Origin of the sequence: Flavobacterium sp. LS1P28 (assembly GCF_003970335.1) — a bacterium.
In the GTDB taxonomy this organism is placed as follows: Bacteria; Bacteroidota; Bacteroidia; order Flavobacteriales; family Flavobacteriaceae; genus Flavobacterium.
On record NZ_RYDI01000005.1, the window covers coordinates 19,318 to 36,180 of the forward strand.

Sequence of the window (16,863 nt, forward strand, 5' to 3'; positions counted from 1 at the left end):
CAAAATCAATTTTACCCCAGAGTGAAATGGAAAGCATTTTTCTGATCAATCTCATTTTTTTCTTGACAAAAAGAGTAACCAGCGGAAGCTCCTTTTTTTGTCTTAGAAAAAAGAGATTGTTGGGGAAATATTACTTCACTAAACTTTTATTTTAATTGGAGTTCAGTGAACTTCGTTTGAAGTGGAAAGCTGGATTGGGGACAAAAAAGTCGAAAGCTAATACTAACTTTCGACTTTATGACTTTGGATATTATGACTTATTTACACGTTGAATCTAAAATGCATCACATCACCATCTTTTACGATGTATTCTTTTCCTTCTACTTTGAATTTCCCGGCTTCTTTACATTTAGCTTCGGAACCGTAATGAACAAAATCTTCGTATGCAATCACTTCGGCGCGGATAAATCCTTTTTCGAAATCAGTGTGAATTACTCCTGCAGCTTGTGGCGCAGTTGCCCCAACATCTATAGTCCAAGCACGAACTTCTTTGACACCTGCTGTAAAGTAAGTTTGTTGCTTCAATAATTTATAAGCTGCACGTATCAAGACTGAGGCTCCGGGTTCGCTTAAACCCATATCTTCCAGAAAAACCTGACGCTCTTCGTAGCTTTCTAATTCGGTAATATCAGCTTCAGCACCAACCGAAAGAATAATTACTTCCGCATCTTCATCTTTGACCAATTCCCGAACCTGATCCACATATTTGTTTCCATTTACTGCTGAGTTTTCATCAACATTACATACGTATAAAACTGGTTTTGCTGTAATTAACTGAAACGCTTCCATCAAAACCTCTTCATCATTGTTTTGAGGAATTACTATTCTAGCTGATTTTGCCTGAAGCAATGTTTCTCTGATTCGGTCTAAAAGAGCTTTTTCGGTTTGTGCTTCTTTATTTCCCGTTTTAGCGGCACGATTTACTTTTTCTAAGCGTTTTTCAACATTCTCCAAATCCTTCAATTGCAGCTCGATGTCTATGGTTTCTTTGTCGCGGATAGGATTTACATTTCCGTCAACGTGAACAATGTTATCGTTATCAAAACAACGCAAAACATGGATGATCGCATTACATTCTCTAATGTTTCCAAGGAATTGATTTCCTAAACCTTCCCCTTTACTAGCTCCTTTTACTAATCCTGCAATATCAACGATATCGACAGTTGCCATTTGCACGCGTTCTGGTTTTACTAATTCTTCCAGTTTTTCCATTCTGGAATCCGGAACATTTACAACACCTATATTGGGTTCGATGGTGCAAAAAGGAAAGTTGGCACTTTGCGCTTTTGCATTGGATAAACAATTGAATAATGTTGATTTTCCAACATTTGGTAATCCTACAATTCCTGCTTTCATATGTAGATAATATTTATTTTTAATGGAGTATAGTATCGTCACTTTTGCTGTTTTTGAACAGATTTCATCACGATTTTGTAATGCTTTTTTTGAATGACACGCTAAACGTAAAATTTAGTAGCTACCGCTAAAAGTATGCAAAGATAAGATTTTAAAAATGTTTAAATAAGTAAAATTTCAGATTAAACGTATCTGAAATATTTTTTATAAAAAAACGAAAAATTTACTAATATTTTGTTAAAAAAAATTATATTGCGATCGATTTAAAACCAAACCAAAAATCAAACAAAACTTATTATGAGAAAATTTGCATTATTATTATTATTTCTATTAAACATCTCGTTTCTTTTTGCACAAAAAGAAGTCTCGGGTGTTGTAAAAGAGAACACCGGCAATGCTTTGCCTGGTGTAAACATTGTTGAAAAGGGAACTCAAAATGGGGTTTCTACTGATATGAATGGAGCATACAAGATAAAAGTTAAAGACGGGGCTACTTTAGTTTTTAGCTATGTAGGTTTTGCTAAATTAGAAAAAGCAGTTACAAGTGCTATGCTGAATGTTGTCTTATCAGAAGAAGGCGGACAAAATCTAAACGAAGTTGTAGTTACTGGAAGCAGAACTGCGCCAAGAAGTAATACCACATCAGCATTACCTATTGATGTTATTTCTGCAAAGGATTTAGCCTCAACAGGGCAAGCTTCTTTTGACAAAGCTTTACAATACAAGATTCCATCGTTCAACACCGTTCAGACTCCGGTAAATGATGCAACTTCATTATTAGATCCTTATGAGATTAGAAACATGGGACCGAGTAGAACGTTAATCCTTATCAACGGGAAACGTAAAAATTTAAGTTCTTTACTTTATGTACAAACCTCTCCGGGACGTGGTGAAACAGGTGCTGACATCTCTGCTATTCCTACTGATGCAATCGAAAGAGTGGAAATACTTCGTGATGGTGCATCGGCTCAATACGGTTCTGATGCAATTGCTGGGGTAATGAATATTATCTTAAAAAAAGGAACACGTGACGGATCAGTAACAGTAAGAAGTGGAATGACTTCTGCTGGTGACGGCGAAATGCTAGGTGTAAGTTTAAATAATGGAACAACGGTAGGAGAAAAAGGATTTATAAATTATACTATTGATTTTTCGAAAGTTAATTTATCTAACAGACCAGGGACTGTAGATGCCGCTGGTGAAGCAGCAGATTTTGGGGCTTCTCTATCAGACGTTCAGGCATTTTTAGCTAAAAAACCAGATGCAGGGAATATTAATGGTTCACCTGAAACTGCTGCTGCAAAATTCTTAGTAAATGGTGGAAGTGAATTAAGCGAAACATCTCAATTGTATTACAATGCCGCTTATGTTTACAAAAAAGTAAATTCATTTGCTAACTACAGAACTCCATATTGGAGAACATTAGCATCTGCACCTTATTTGAAAGACTTATTTGGTGACGGTACTGCAGCTTCTTACCAAGGATATGTTCCTACTTTTGAAGGGGATTTAAATGACTATAACGGAACATTAGGTTACAAATCAACTAAAAATGACTGGAATACTGACGCGAGTATTACTGTAGGTGGTAACACCCAATCATATTCTGTAAACAACTCACAGAATAGATCTAACATTGTAGATGGAAATGGTGCTCAAGTTTACAGAGAAAACAGCCCAATATCATTCAAACCAGGAGGGACTGCTTTCAATCATATTGTAGGAAACTTAGATGTCTCTAAAATATTATCTGACAAAGTTAGTATTGGTTTTGGATCTGAGATGAGAACAGAAACTTTCGAAGTAATTGAAGGGGATAAAGCATCTTGGGACGGAATTGGAGCTGACTCATTTGCAGGTAATCGACCTGAAAATTCAGGATCATGGAATCGTTATAATTTAGGAGCTTATTTTGACCTTGCTTATGATGTGACCAAAGATTTCTTAATCAATGGTACTGTTCGTTATGAAGATTATAGCGATTTCGGTGGTGCAACAGTTTGGAAATTAAGTTCTAGATATAAATTTTTAGATGACAAAATTACATTAAGAGGGTCTATTTCTACTGGATTTAGAGCACCTACATTACACCAAATTTACACGCAAAAATCACAATACTCATTCGTTGCGGGACAAGGAATTCAAGTTAGTGGAATTATAAATAACGTTTCACCACAAGCACGTAAATTAGGAATTGATCCGCTAGATGCTGAGAAATCAACAAATATCACTATCGGAATTGGAGCAAAACCAACGAAAAATTTTAATTTCACATTAGATTACTATAACATTAAAGTAGAAGATAGAATTGTTTTAGGAGACAGACAGGATACTGAATTTGGTAATGTAGCTTGGTTTGAGAATTCATTTGACTCTAGAACTTCAGGTTTAGATGTAGTTTCTAATTACAATAACATTATATTAGGATCTGGTAAACTTGGATTCAATTTATCTGGAAACGTAACTTTTCAAAATGAGCGAATTTCTCCAGTTGCTAGTAATAACTTTGGAGCAACGTTAGATGCATTAACGTTTACTTCAAGACCAAATACAAAATGGATCTTAGGAGCGAATTACGAAGTTGGAAAATTTGGTTTCTCCCTTAATAACACTTACTTTGGGAAATCTATTTTCAAACAAGATGGTATGGACGCTAACTTAAGAACTGAATTTACTCCAAAAATCGTTACTGATTTAGGTATTAATTTCACAGCGACTGATAAATTAACATTATCTTTAAACGTGAATAACTTATTAAACGTGCTTCCTGAATGGAATTTCAAAGCAGAAAACGCTGCAGGAAGAGCTATTTTAAACGATCCAGCTCAAGTAAAAAATCAGTCTAATTTGGTTACTTTCAACCAACGTTACTCTCAAATGACGTATGATGGGTATCACTTTAGCCAATTAGGAACAATGTTTAATTTATCATTAAACTATAAATTCTAATTTAAGTATTTAATTAATTATAAAGGGCTGTCAATCGACAGCCCTTTTTGGTACTAATAATTAATAGAACAAAGGATTATTTTTGTTTTATTAAATTGATTTTTAGGTATTTAATTCACGATTATGTAGTTGCACGATAGCTCAAAAAAATCAATTTTAGAGCCTCTCATCAAGTGCAAAATATTTTTTTGTCTGCTCCTTAAAAAGAGGTAGTTCCACAGGTTTCTCCTTTTTGAAATATAAACAAAAAAGGCTACTCATGTATCCGATTTAGAAAGATTAGAGAAACTATTTTCTTTGATAATCATTGCTTTTGTATGGTGTTATAAAATTTGTGACTATTTAGATGAAAACATCCAAATAATAATAAAAAAACATGGAAGAAGAGCAGTAAACGTTTTTAAATATGGATTTGATTACTTGTCAAAATTTATTTTAACAGGATTTAAGTTTTTAGAAAACAATCTGTTTTACTTTTTGTCATGTACTTAACTAAATGATCCTAAAAAAAACGGCGTTTAAAGGAACTGTAAACGCCGTTTGATTTTATATAAAAGAAATTAGTTATCGAATTGCGTTTATATATTCCTCGATTTTACCGGTACCATTTTCAGTTAAATGCTGAATGAAAGCGCTTCCTATAATTGCTCCTTTGGCAAATTGAGTGGCTTGATTAAAGGTTTCCTTGTTATTGATGCCAAAACCTATTACTTGAGGGTTTTTCAGATTCATCTTGGCAATGCGTTTGAAATAGTCTTCTTGAACGCTTCCAAAACCGGATTGTGATCCCGTAACGCTCGCGGAACTTACCATGTAAATAAATGCATCAGATACACTGTCAATAAAGTTGATGCGCTCGTCAGAAGTTTGTGGTGTAATTAAGAATATATTTTTCAATCCGTATTTCTCGAAAGTTAATTTATATTCATCTGCATATACGTCAACGGGAAGATCGGGAATGATTAACCCGTCAATGCCAATCTCCGCGCATTTCTGGCAGAAATTCTCGATTCCGTATTGTAACATTGGGTTGAAATACCCCATAATCACTAAAGGAATAGATACTGTTTTACGAATGTCTTTTAATTGGTCAAACAAAACTTGTGTCGTCATTCCGTTGTGCAATGCTTGTGTGGAACTGGCTTGAATCGTTGGTCCATCAGCCAATGGATCACTGAACGGCAATCCTATTTCAATCATATCCACCCCGCTTTTTTCTAAATCCTGGATGATTTGTACGGTATCGTTAAGGTTGGGATATCCTGCGGAGAAATAGATGGAAAGGATCTTCTTAGTGTCTTGTAGTTTTTGATTTATTCGGTTCATTGTCGTATTTTTTTATTCTATTTTAGGATCTTTTTTACCTTGGAGTTTTAATTGGAATGTTTAGATAGCGGCGCTGTACGCCCAAGCTTTTTGGTCGGATTGCAAATGCACTTCAACACGTTTGTAATGCAATCCTTCGTACAAATCCGTTTGGCGAAGTTCTTGTGAAGAAACGGAATACACCATTCCGTTGATGGTGTCTTCCGGTTTTTGGGTTTCTGTAATAATGGGGTAGTGCACTAATCCAAATTCTTCTTCAATTTGGATTTCTTTTATGATGTAACCAATTAGTGTTTGAGGAGTTCCCTCAAGAATACGCCCAAAAAGATCTTTTTGTATGTCCACATTTTGTAAGCTGCTGTAAGCGAATAATTTTTCCATAGTTTCTATTTTTAAAATATGAATTGAACGTCATTTTTATGTTGTTTGGTTTGCGTTAAGGATTACTTCACTAAACTCTTATTTTTTATTGGAGTTCAGTGAACTTCGTTTGCAGTGAAAATCCTTTTTCGTCTCGTTTTTTAACGAGATAAAAAAGAGTGCAACGAAAATCCTGACCTCGCAGTAACGTTAGTGGAAGCGAGGGAACGCCCCGAAATAATTTCGGGATAAACCCTAAAAAAATGAGGGTCAAATCAACTATAATTTAAAATAATCAATATAAGTATTCAAATCCTTATCGCCACGACCGGAAAGATTGATGACAACAATATCATCTGCTTTGAATTTCATTTGGTCGAGAACGGCAAAGGCATGCGCACTTTCGATAGCGGGGATCAGTCCTTCCATTTGGGATAATTTTAACCCCCATTGCATGGCTTGATTATCCGTTATGGAGATGAATTGTGCTCTGCCAGTAGCGAATAAATTAGCGTGCATAGGACCTACGCCTGGATAATCCAATCCTGCCGAGATGGAATATGGCTCGGTGATTTGACCATCAGGAGTTTGCATCAACAGGGTTTTACTACCGTGAATAACGCCTACTTTCCCTAATGCCGATGTAGCAGCACTTTCGCCTGAATCGACTCCTAATCCTGCTGCTTCGACCGCAATAATAGTCACGTCTTCATTATCCAGAAAATGATAATAGGCTCCGGCAGCATTGCTACCACCACCTACACAGGCAATCACATAGTCAGGGTTTTCACGACCTTCTTTTTCCAATAATTGTTCTTTAATTTCCTTAGAAATAACACTTTGGAAACGCGCCACCATATCCGGATAAGGGTGTGGTCCTACGACGGATCCAATGATATAATAGGTGTCTACAGGATTGTTAATCCAGTCGCGAATGGCTTCGTTTGTGGCATCTTTTAAGGTTTTTGATCCTGAAAGCGCCGGACGCACTTCGGCACCCAACATTTTCATACGAGCTACATTTGGCGCTTGACGTTTGATGTCAATTTCACCCATATACACGATGCATTCCAGTCCCATTAACGCACAAACAGTTGCTGTTGCTACGCCATGTTGCCCGGCACCGGTTTCGGCAATGATACGTTTTTTACCCAAACGTTTGGCTAATAAAATTTGTCCAATGGTGTTGTTCACTTTATGCGCGCCAGTATGACATAAATCTTCTCTTTTTAGGTAGATTTTAGTGTTGTATTGTTCTGATAACCGTTTTGCAAAATAAAGAGGCGTAGGGCGACCAACATACTCTTTAAGCAAGGCATCAAATTCAGCCTGAAATTCAGGCTCAGCTGTAATTTTTAAATAATTTTGACGTAATTCTTCCACATTTGGATATAACATTTCAGGAATGAAGGCGCCTCCAAATTCTCCGTAATAGCCTTTTTCGTTAACGTTGTATGACATAGTTTTATTTTTTTATTTTATTATCTGTAGAGACGTACTGCAGTGCGTCTTTACACAATTGTATGTTTTTTAAACCGGGTTCTATCTCAAATTTACTGTTTACATCAATGGCGTAAAGCGGTAAATTGGTTTTCGAAATTTCATTTATAGCGCCCATTTCATCAATTCCGATTCCACCACTCAAGAAAAACGGTTTGCTTGAGGGATACTTTTCTAATACTTTCCAATTGAATGTGGTTCCGTTGCCTCCGGGTAATTTTCCTTTGGTATCAAAAAGAAAATAATCACAAACGGTTTCAAACGGTTTTAGTTCCTCAAAATCAAAAGAATCATCAACAGAGAATACTTTTATAATATCAATTTTACGATCAATTTTATTTTTTAATTCCTGGCAAAAGGCAACGGATTCGTGACCGTGCAATTGAATGGCCTGCAAATCGTGTTTATTGGTTTTCGCCAAAATAACTTCGGTCCTTTCATTGACAAAAACGCCTACTTTTTTAATTGATTTTGGTAAATTTGGAATCACACCATCAAAATATCGAGCCGATTTCTCCCAGAATATAAATCCCATATAATCGGGTAGGAACGACCCTATTTCGATTATATTATCGGGATATTTCATGCCGCAAATTTTTATCCCCACCCCAGCCCACCTCGAAGGGGAGGGAGCCGAAGCGTCTTGATGGTCTGTTTGTTTTTTCATTTCCAGTTTTTTTTTTAATTCAATCCTTTTAGAGTTTTGAACCTTAACAGGGTTGTTTTATAGTTGGCTGATAAATTCGGTTGCAGCTTTACCTGCATTATCAGTTTTCATAAAGTTTTCTCCAATCAGGAATCCTTTATATCCGAATGGTTTTAATTCCTTAATCGCTTCAACTGATGAAATCCCACTTTCGGAAATTTTTACAAAATCATTTGGGATTTGTGCTGCTAATTGCTTGCTGAAATCCAAACTCACTTCGAATGTTTTTAGATTGCGATTGTTTACACCAATCATATCTAAGGTAGGCATAATCGATTTTTTCAGTTCCTCTTGATTGTGTACCTCCAGTAAAACTTCTAGTCCTAAACTTTTGGCAAATTCAGACAAGGATTTGATTTCTTCTCTGGTTAAAATTGCTGCGATAAGTAGAATTAAATCGGCTCCGTATGCTTTGGCTTCCAATATTTGATAGTCATCAACAATGAATTCTTTTCTCAATAATGGTATATTTACTGTGGCTCTTGCCAAAAGTAAATCGTCTAAAGAACCACCAAAATATTTTCCATCTGTCAATACTGAAATTCCGCAAGCCCCAGCATTTTCATAGCCTTTGGTTACTTCTTCAACAGTAAAACTATAATTTATTGCTGCTTTGGAAGGCGAACGGCGTTTGTGCTCCGCAATAATTCCGGATGTACTGTTTCGTAAATTATCACTCAAAGAAATAGTTTTTTTTTCAAAGAAAACGGAAGCTTCCAATTGTGAAACAGGTATGATAGATTTCTTGAGAATGACTTCTCTTTTTTTGTCAACTATGATTTTATCTAAAATATTCATTTATTTTTTTGTTTAAAGTTTTCTTTGTTCAAGGTTTAAAGTTGTTCGAAATGCAAACAACTTTAAACCTTGAACTTCAAACTATTTTTATTTACTTAAATCTTTCAATTTGTTCAAAGCTACAAGTCCTTTACCGGATAATAAACTTTCTTTCGCTATTTGAAATCCTTCTAAAGGAGAACATTTTGTAACAGTCGCAATTGCCATGGCCGCATTGGCACAAATCACATTATTTTGTGCTTCAGTTCCTTTTCCGGAAATGATGTCAGTAAACATTTGAGCAGATTGCTCTATAGTTTTCCCTCCTTCGATTTCGCTTTGCAGCAAAAGGCGAACACCAAAATCTTCCGGATTTATCATGCCTTCCATGGAGCTGGTAATCGTTTTTGTAGGTCCCGTCAAGGACACTTCATCATAGCCGTCAAGCGAATGCAGGATGGTAAAGTTCACATCAGTATTTTGATATAAATACGCATACATTCTGGCCATTTCTAAATTGAAAACACCAACCAATTGATTTTTTGGGAACGATGGATTTACCATTGGTCCTAACATATTGAAAAAAGTTTTTACCCCTAATTCTTTTCGAATAGGTCCCACATTTTTCATAGCGGGGTGAAATAAGGGCGCATGTAATATACAAATCCCTGCTTTATCGATGCATTTTTCCAGAAAATCAGCATCGTTGCTGAATTTGATTCCTAGTTTTTCCATAACATTACTCGAGCCAGAAATAGAGGATACTCCGTAATTACCATGTTTAGCTACTCTTATTCCGGCTCCGGCAACTACAAAAGAAGCCAGAGTTGAAATATTGAATGTGTCTTTCCCGTCACCACCAGTGCCACATAAATCAATGGTATTGTAGGCGGATAAATCCACACGAATGCACAGTTCTAATAATGCTTCACGAAAACCGGCTAACTCTTCAATGCTGATGCTTCGCATCATATACACGGTAAGGAAAGCAGCTATCTGACTGGTGTTGTAACTTCCGTAGGAGATATTAACTAATACGTTTTTTGCTTCTTCTTTCGAAAGCATTTCGTGGTTGATTAATCGGTTTAATATATTTTTCATTTTTATATATGTCTTAAAGTTGAAAGTCTTAAAGTCTTAAAGTCTTTCGACTTTGTGATATTTGACTTTATGACTAATTTTTAACCCAATTCTCCAATATCTTTTTCCCATTTGGAGTCAACACACTTTCGGGATGAAATTGTACACCACGGACATCGTATGTTTTGTGGCGCAATGACATTACCTGCCCGTTTTCATCAAAGGAAGTTGCCTCTAGAATATCCGGTAAATTGGCATTAACTACCCAGGAATGGTACCGCCCTACTTCAAATTCCTTTCCTAACCCTTCAAATAAAAGCTCATCATCAACAACAGTTTTTACATTAGTGGCCACACCGTGGTAGACTTTTTCTAAATTAGAAAGTGACCCACCGTAGACTTCACCTATTGCTTGTTGGCCTAAACATACCCCAAAAATACTTTTTGTAGGGCCATATTTTTGAATCACTGCTTTGAGTAACCCCGCTTCATCCGGAATTCCGGGTCCCGGCGAAAGAAGAATTTTATCGAAAACGGCAATTTCATCAATATCAAATTCATCGTTTCTATAAACGGTTACTTCGCAATCTAAATCTTCCAGATAATGCACTAAATTGTAAGTGAAACTATCGTAATTATCTATAACTAGTATTTTTTTCATTTTCCTCCCCCAACCCCTCCGAAGGAGGGGAGTACCTATTGGGGTAAATAGGTTTTTTAATTGTTATTTTTATTTACAACTTCATAAGTTGCTAATTTTTTTACATTTGGCTCCCTTTCCTTCCCTTCCCTTCGAGGAGGGTTGGGGAGGGGATTTATATTGTTTCTGCTAAATCCAAAGCGGCATTTAAGGCCCTCAATTTATTATATACTTCCTGCATTTCGCTTTCTTCATCTGAACTGGCTACAATTCCGGCGCCGGCTTGAGAATGCAATTGATGGTTTTTACTAAGGAAAGTCCGAATCATAATCGCATGATTAAAATTGCCTTCAAAATCCATAAAACCTATAGCACCACCATAAAAATTACGATTTGTTTTTTCATACTCCTCAATCAGTTGCATGGCTCTGTGTTTGGGAGCGCCACTCAATGTTCCAGCTGGAAAAGTATCGGCTACAACCTGCATTGTAGAAGCTTTTTCATGTAAATGTCCGGTTACTTTTGAAACTAAGTGAATGACATGTGAGAAAAACTGCACCTCCCTGTATTTCTCTACATTCACATTATGACCGTTGCGGCTCAAATCATTTCGGGCTAAATCCACCAACATCACATGTTCACTATTTTCTTTTTTATCAATGGATAGCTCTTTGGCAAGAATGGCATCTTTTTCATCATCTCCCGTTCTTTTAAAAGTTCCTGCAATAGGATGAATTTCAGCTTTACGGTCTTTAACAATAATTTGGGCTTCGGGCGAAGAACCAAATATTTTGAAATCACCGTAATCAAAAAAGAATAAATAAGGCGAAGGATTAATGCTTCTCAATGCTCTATATACATTGAATTCATCGCCCTTGAACCCTTGTGTAAATCGTCTGGACAAAACCAATTGGAACACATCACCTCTAAAGCAATGTTTTTTGGCTAAAGCCACATTATGTTTGAATTCTTCGTCGGTTAAATTTGAAAATCCTTCTCCTTGTTTCGAAAATTTATAAGAAGCAATATTTCGGGATTGTAATAATTGTTCAATTTCTGAAATGTTGTTTTTACCATCTAAACTATGACAAAAAATATAGGCCTCATTCTTGAAATGATTAATAGCAATTATGTTTTGGTACACGGCATAATACACATCAGGAATAGTATTGCTATTTTCTTTTTTGGCAATAGACACTTTTTCAAAGTAACGAACAGCATCGTACGAAATATATCCAAAAAGTCCATTATTGATGAATTTAAAATCGTTTTTCTCGGATTTGAATTGACCTGAAAATTCTTGAATTACTTGCGGGATATTGGTGTTGGCATCAATTTCAATTTTCTCAAAACTCCCATCAGGAAATGTTTTGTAGATGATTTCATTTTCTATTTTTATGGAAGCAATCGGATTACAACAAATATAGGAGAAACTGTTGTCATTACCATGATAGTCGCTGCTTTCCAGTAGTAAACTATTTGGGAATTTATCACGAATTTTGAGATATACGCTGACAGGAGTTATCGTATCTGCCAGGATTTGTTTGTATTTGGTATTTAATATCAAAGTTTTCATTATGTTTTTATTATTTGATAGCAACAGGATGTATCCTGTGCGTTCTAATTTATAATTTGAAACAAAAAAAGGCCTGTCGTGATGACAAGCCTTTTATATTTATAGTTTTAATAATACTATAGGAGCTTAGTTCACGACGACTGACGTAAATTGTTCCACCACCAAGTATTGTTTAAAATTGTTTTCATATTTTTTTTAATGATACAAAGATAGAAATGAAATTTGATTTTTCAAAAACATTAGGCGTTAAATAAGTTGAAAGGTAAAGTTTTTTTGTTAAATAAATATGCAGACTAGAATTATTAAAAATAAAACCCCAACAATTGCTTGTTGGGGTTTGAAAACAAAATGTACTGAAATTTAGAATTTCAAAGCAACAGCTAAAGTAAATTCGTCTGAGATTGCTTTGTCTCCAAGGTTGTCAAAGAAACTTCCGGAACCGTATTTGATATCATATTTTGTTCTATCAATTATTACAGTACTTGAAGCTGTATTTGCGGTTGTGGTTAAATCAAAAGTAACTGGTTTCGTAATTCCTTTAATTGTTAAATCCCCAGTTACTGTATACACATTAGGCGCTTTAGTTACTAGTTTTTTGAATACTAGAGTTGCTGTTGAAAATTTTTCAGTTCCAAAAAAATCTTCTGATTTCAAGTGGCCTTCTAATTTTTCTTTGCCTTGACCTGCTTTTAAATCTGTTGCCAAAAGTGAGGTCATGTCTACGTTGAAGGTACCGCCAACTAATTTTTTTCCTTTAAAAACTAATGCGCCATCTTTCAGGTTGATTGTTCCTTCATGTTGTCCCGTTACTTTTTTTCCTGTCCAGTTGATGGTGCTTTTTGCAACATCAACTTTTTTAGTTTGGGCTGTTACAGATACCGCAGATAAAACTACTACTAATGCTAATGCGATTGATTTGAATTTTTTCATGTGTTTGAGTGTTTAAATTTGAATTTGATTAATAATTATAATGTGATAAATAATTCTTCGTTTGATTTTCTAACTTTTTTGTTGTGTTGTGTTGCATCTTCCTCGTGTCTGTAGCCAATAGTTGCTATTAAAGTGGCATTTAATCCTAATTTGTCCAGACCTAATATTTCATTAACCTCGGCGGGAACAAAACCTTCCATAGGTGTAGCATCAATTTTAAGTTCAGCAGCGGCGTTCAATAAATTTCCTAAAGCTAAATACGTTTGTTTTGCCGTCCAGATATTTCGCATTTCTTCGGAAAGAGACGTAATGTTTTTGATTACCAGCTCTTGATATCCCTTCATACTTTCTAAAGGAATTTGTCTGGTTTCACTGGTGTTTTTAAAATAATTATCGATTCCAGTTGTGCCAAAGTTAATTTCATTAGCAAAGATAATTAAGTGTGATGCCTCTACAATTTGTGATTGTCCCCAGGCCGATGGTCTAATTTTAGCTCTTAATTCAGGATTTTCAACAATTATGACTTTGTAAGGTTGCAATCCGTAGGAAGAAGAACTTAAACGGATTGCTTCTTTTAGAATGTTTAAATCTTCATTGGATATTTTCTTGGTGGCGTCAAATTTTTTGGTGGCGTATCTCCAATTTTGGTGATCTAAAAAGGTGTTCATATTGTATATACTATTTATTGGTTTCTGTATTTTTCTAATAATTGATTTAATTGAATGATTTCCTCTGCACTCAAATTTTTTGAGAAAAACCGTTCGTGCGCTATAACTTTAGGATCTAATACTGCTAGAACATCTAATCCTTTTTGTGTAATCAGAACTTCTATTTTACGTCTGTTTTCAGGACACACTTTTCGAGTGACAAACTCTTTCAATAGTAGTTTGTCAACTAATCGGGTGGTGTTGCTGGTCTTGGCTAACATTCGCTCCTGAATAGCCCACATATTTGCAGGATTTCCTTTTTGCCCTCTTAATATTCGAAGTACATTGTATTGTTCTCCTGATATTTCGTGAGGTTTTAATAATTCATTAAAGTTTTCTGTAATTACATTTTGTGTGTACAACACATTAAGGATAATTTTTTTTGAATTATCCATTGGTATAGTTGTTTTTAAAATTTCTTCAATTTTCATATTTGTATATATGTAATTTGTTGGTACAAATGTAACACTTTTTATAGTTGTATATACAAATGTTGGTTTTTTTTGTTAATTATTTTTTAAGTGCTATACAGGATACTGGTTTGTGCAAATAAAAATAAGGCAAACACTAGCCGCACCCAGCGCATAATATGCCAATTTGTAAATAATGTTTTCATTTTTTGTCTCTAAAAAAGGAATCTGAATTTAGTTCTTTATTTTTTTGATAGCGTACTTTTCGTCATAAGCAGTCACTTCCTGTAATGTTTCGGTTGTAATTTCCTTTTTACTCACAAGTAGTACATCGGCAAAATTACTGCTGATGCTTACATTTAAAACACCATTAATTGCCAGTAGTTTTTCTATAAGTTTTTCCATACAGTCGCTATCTGTAATGCCTTCCAGCTCATATAAATTCACAACAACCTGACTGTTTTTTTTTAATTCGATAAACAACTCTAAATTTGCTCTTGGTGCAATTGAATCTTTAGACACATCTATTTTCAAAAAGTCAAAAGCACCTTTGAAAATCAGTTCATATTCTTCTTTGTTTCCGCCAAAAGGAGGTCCGGATTCAAACGTTCTATTGAATAATAATCCCGCCAGAATTCCTTCTTCAGCCAAGAGTTGATGCATTTTCCAAACGTATTTCTGGCGCATTGTAGGAGGCAAAGCGCAGAAAAAAGTTTGCTCAATAATCAAATCATAGTTTCCCTGATATGGAAAGAAATCGCCTAAAACAATCTTAATAGAAGGGTTGTTTTTAAATTTTTCTTTTAAAGCTCTAACAGGTGTTGGAGCAATATCAATAACGGTAACATTTGTAAATCCATGCTCCAGAAGATATTCCGCTTCGTAGCTGTTGCCACAACCGGGAATCAAAACACGACTGTTTTTAGTAGTTATAGTATTGATATACCTTTGTAAGGGCGGAGATACTTGGCCTAAATCCCAACCGGTTGTTTTGGTTTTGTATTGTGTTTCCCAATAGGCTTGGTCCAGCGGTTCGTTGTTAGAAATGACACAACATTTTAGATGCTCCATAATTTTATTTTTTTGAAATAGCCATTACTTTGAAACAGCCGTTGTCATTGAAATTATTTTTATTTCAAAATTTTGCTTTGGCAAACGAAATCTGTTTTAGGAGCAGTCGTTTTTGCAATAGCATTAAAACCGCCTTCAATTTCAGTAAAATTTCTAAAACCCCGCGCTTCCAGTATTGAAGCCGCAATCATACTGCGGTATCCACCGGCACAATGCAGGTAAAAATGGGCTTTAGGATTTATGTTTTTGATCCATTCATTAATAGCTGCTAATGGCTTGCTGTAGGACTCCTCAACATGCTCTGCGGAGTATTCACTTTCTTTCCGAATGTCGATTACTTTGCTTTGGCCAATTTTTACTTCCTTGGCAAATTGTTCTGCAGTAATTCTATGTACGGTATCCATTTCTTTTCCTGCTTTTGCCCAGGTATCAAAACCACCAGCCAGATGCCCCATTAAGTTGTCAAAACCCACACGGCTCAAACGCGTAACGGTTTCTTCCTCTTGTCCCGGTTCACAAACAATCAGGATGGGTTGTTGCACATTGGCAATTAAAGTGCCTACCCAAGGAGCAAAATCACCATCGATACCAATGTTTATGGATTGCGGAATAAATCCTTTGGCAAATTCCCCATTTTTCCGAGTGTCCAATAATAAAGCTCCGGTTTCTTCAGCGGCTACTTCAAATTCAGAAGGGGAAAGCGCACGCATTCCCAGATTCAAAACGTTTTCAAAACTTTCATATCCTTTTTTGTTCATTGCCACATTCATACCAAAATAAGCTGGCGGAGGCAATAAACCTTCGGTGACTTCATGAACAAATTCAGCTTCCGTCATATTCGCACGCAACGCATAATTGGTCGCTTTTTGGTCGCCAATGGTCGAAACGGTTTCCTTGCTCATGTTTTTTCCACAGGCACTTCCTGCACCGTGAGCAGGATATACGATGACGTCGTCTGCCAAGGTCATAATCTTTGTTCGTAAAGAATGAAATAAAGTTGTGGCCAGCTGTTCCTGGGTCATGTGTGCCGCTTTTTGGGCTAAATCCGGTCTTCCCACATCACCAATGAACAAGGTGTCACCGGAGAAAATGGCATGGTTTTTTCCGTTTTCGTTTATCAATAAAAAAGTGGTGCTTTCCATGGTATGTCCCGGCGTGTGTAGTACTTTTATTTTGATGTTTCCAATGCTGAATTCCTGTCCGTCATTTGCAGAAATGCATTCAAATTCACATGTTGCATTTGGGCCATAAACAATAGGAGCACCAGTTTGACGGCTTAAATCTATGTGACCGGAAACAAAATCAGCGTGAAAATGAGTTTCAAAAATGTATTTTAATTGCACACCATCTCGTTCTAATCGATCCAGATAGGGCTGGGTTTCCCGTAACGGGTCAATAATGGCTGCTTCTCCATTTGATGTGATATAATATGCGCCTTGTGCTAAACATCCGGTATATATTTGTTCGATTTGCAT

15 protein-coding genes are annotated in these 16,863 nt (G+C 35.8%); 1 reads left to right on the forward strand and 14 read right to left on the reverse strand.

Annotation, left to right across the window (positions count from 1 at the left end):
- Nucleotides 1-261 precede the first annotated feature (261 nt).
- The gene (gene ychF / locus EKL97_RS05825) at nucleotides 262-1,356 is read right to left on the reverse strand and encodes a redox-regulated ATPase YchF (RefSeq protein WP_126463046.1); all 1,095 of its coding nucleotides are present in this window, start codon (nucleotides 1,354-1,356) and stop codon (nucleotides 262-264) included.
- Between the two features lie 297 nt (nucleotides 1,357-1,653).
- On the opposite strand from ychF, the gene EKL97_RS05830 reads away from it, so the two are divergent.
- Nucleotides 1,654-4,305 carry a TonB-dependent receptor gene (locus EKL97_RS05830; RefSeq protein ID WP_126568444.1) on the forward strand — a complete coding sequence of 884 codons (2,652 nt, stop codon included), beginning with the start codon at nucleotides 1,654-1,656 and terminating at the stop codon, nucleotides 4,303-4,305.
- Nucleotides 4,306-4,869: 564 nt separating this feature from the next.
- On the opposite strand, the gene trpA is transcribed toward EKL97_RS05830, so the two are convergent.
- From trpA to EKL97_RS05895, 13 genes are all read right to left on the reverse strand, one after another.
- Nucleotides 4,870-5,631: a tryptophan synthase subunit alpha gene (trpA, locus tag EKL97_RS05835; RefSeq protein ID WP_126553553.1), complete on the reverse strand. Its 762-nt coding sequence runs from the start codon at nucleotides 5,629-5,631 to the stop codon at nucleotides 4,870-4,872.
- Nucleotides 5,632-5,691: 60 nt separating this feature from the next.
- Complete coding sequence (locus EKL97_RS05840; protein ID WP_126463040.1) at nucleotides 5,692-6,012, reverse strand: gamma-glutamylcyclotransferase family protein; 321 nt, start codon at nucleotides 6,010-6,012, stop codon at nucleotides 5,692-5,694.
- Between the two features lie 258 nt (nucleotides 6,013-6,270).
- Nucleotides 6,271-7,452: a tryptophan synthase subunit beta gene (trpB, locus tag EKL97_RS05845; protein WP_126568445.1), complete on the reverse strand. Its 1,182-nt coding sequence runs from the start codon at nucleotides 7,450-7,452 to the stop codon at nucleotides 6,271-6,273.
- Nucleotides 7,453-7,456: 4 nt separating this feature from the next.
- Nucleotides 7,457-8,158 (reverse strand): phosphoribosylanthranilate isomerase, encoded by a 702-nt coding sequence (locus tag EKL97_RS05850; protein ID WP_410503678.1) that lies wholly within the window; start codon nucleotides 8,156-8,158, stop codon nucleotides 7,457-7,459.
- Nucleotides 8,159-8,215: 57 nt separating this feature from the next.
- Nucleotides 8,216-8,995 (reverse strand): indole-3-glycerol phosphate synthase TrpC, encoded by a 780-nt coding sequence (gene trpC, locus EKL97_RS05855; protein WP_126568446.1) that lies wholly within the window; start codon nucleotides 8,993-8,995, stop codon nucleotides 8,216-8,218.
- A gap of 87 nt (nucleotides 8,996-9,082) precedes the next feature.
- Nucleotides 9,083-10,075 carry an anthranilate phosphoribosyltransferase gene (gene trpD / locus EKL97_RS05860; protein ID WP_126568447.1) on the reverse strand — a complete coding sequence of 331 codons (993 nt, stop codon included), beginning with the start codon at nucleotides 10,073-10,075 and terminating at the stop codon, nucleotides 9,083-9,085.
- A gap of 73 nt (nucleotides 10,076-10,148) precedes the next feature.
- The gene (locus EKL97_RS05865) at nucleotides 10,149-10,715 is read right to left on the reverse strand and encodes an anthranilate synthase component II (protein WP_126553559.1); all 567 of its coding nucleotides are present in this window, start codon (nucleotides 10,713-10,715) and stop codon (nucleotides 10,149-10,151) included.
- A 154-nt stretch (nucleotides 10,716-10,869) separates the two neighbouring features.
- Complete coding sequence (locus EKL97_RS05870; RefSeq protein ID WP_126463030.1) at nucleotides 10,870-12,270, reverse strand: anthranilate synthase component I family protein; 1,401 nt, start codon at nucleotides 12,268-12,270, stop codon at nucleotides 10,870-10,872.
- 360 nt (nucleotides 12,271-12,630) lie between these two features.
- The gene (locus EKL97_RS05875) at nucleotides 12,631-13,200 is read right to left on the reverse strand and encodes a YceI family protein (RefSeq protein ID WP_126568448.1); all 570 of its coding nucleotides are present in this window, start codon (nucleotides 13,198-13,200) and stop codon (nucleotides 12,631-12,633) included.
- A 35-nt stretch (nucleotides 13,201-13,235) separates the two neighbouring features.
- Nucleotides 13,236-13,868, reverse strand: coding sequence for an NAD(P)H-dependent oxidoreductase (locus EKL97_RS05880; protein WP_126553562.1), 633 nt, complete (start codon nucleotides 13,866-13,868; stop codon nucleotides 13,236-13,238).
- 14 nt (nucleotides 13,869-13,882) lie between these two features.
- Complete coding sequence (locus EKL97_RS05885) at nucleotides 13,883-14,338, reverse strand: MarR family winged helix-turn-helix transcriptional regulator (protein ID WP_126463024.1); 456 nt, start codon at nucleotides 14,336-14,338, stop codon at nucleotides 13,883-13,885.
- A gap of 213 nt (nucleotides 14,339-14,551) precedes the next feature.
- Nucleotides 14,552-15,388, reverse strand: coding sequence for a methyltransferase domain-containing protein (locus EKL97_RS05890; protein WP_126568449.1), 837 nt, complete (start codon nucleotides 15,386-15,388; stop codon nucleotides 14,552-14,554).
- A gap of 59 nt (nucleotides 15,389-15,447) precedes the next feature.
- Entirely contained in the window at nucleotides 15,448-16,863 is a 1,416-nt protein-coding gene (locus tag EKL97_RS05895; protein WP_126568450.1) for an MBL fold metallo-hydrolase, read from the reverse strand.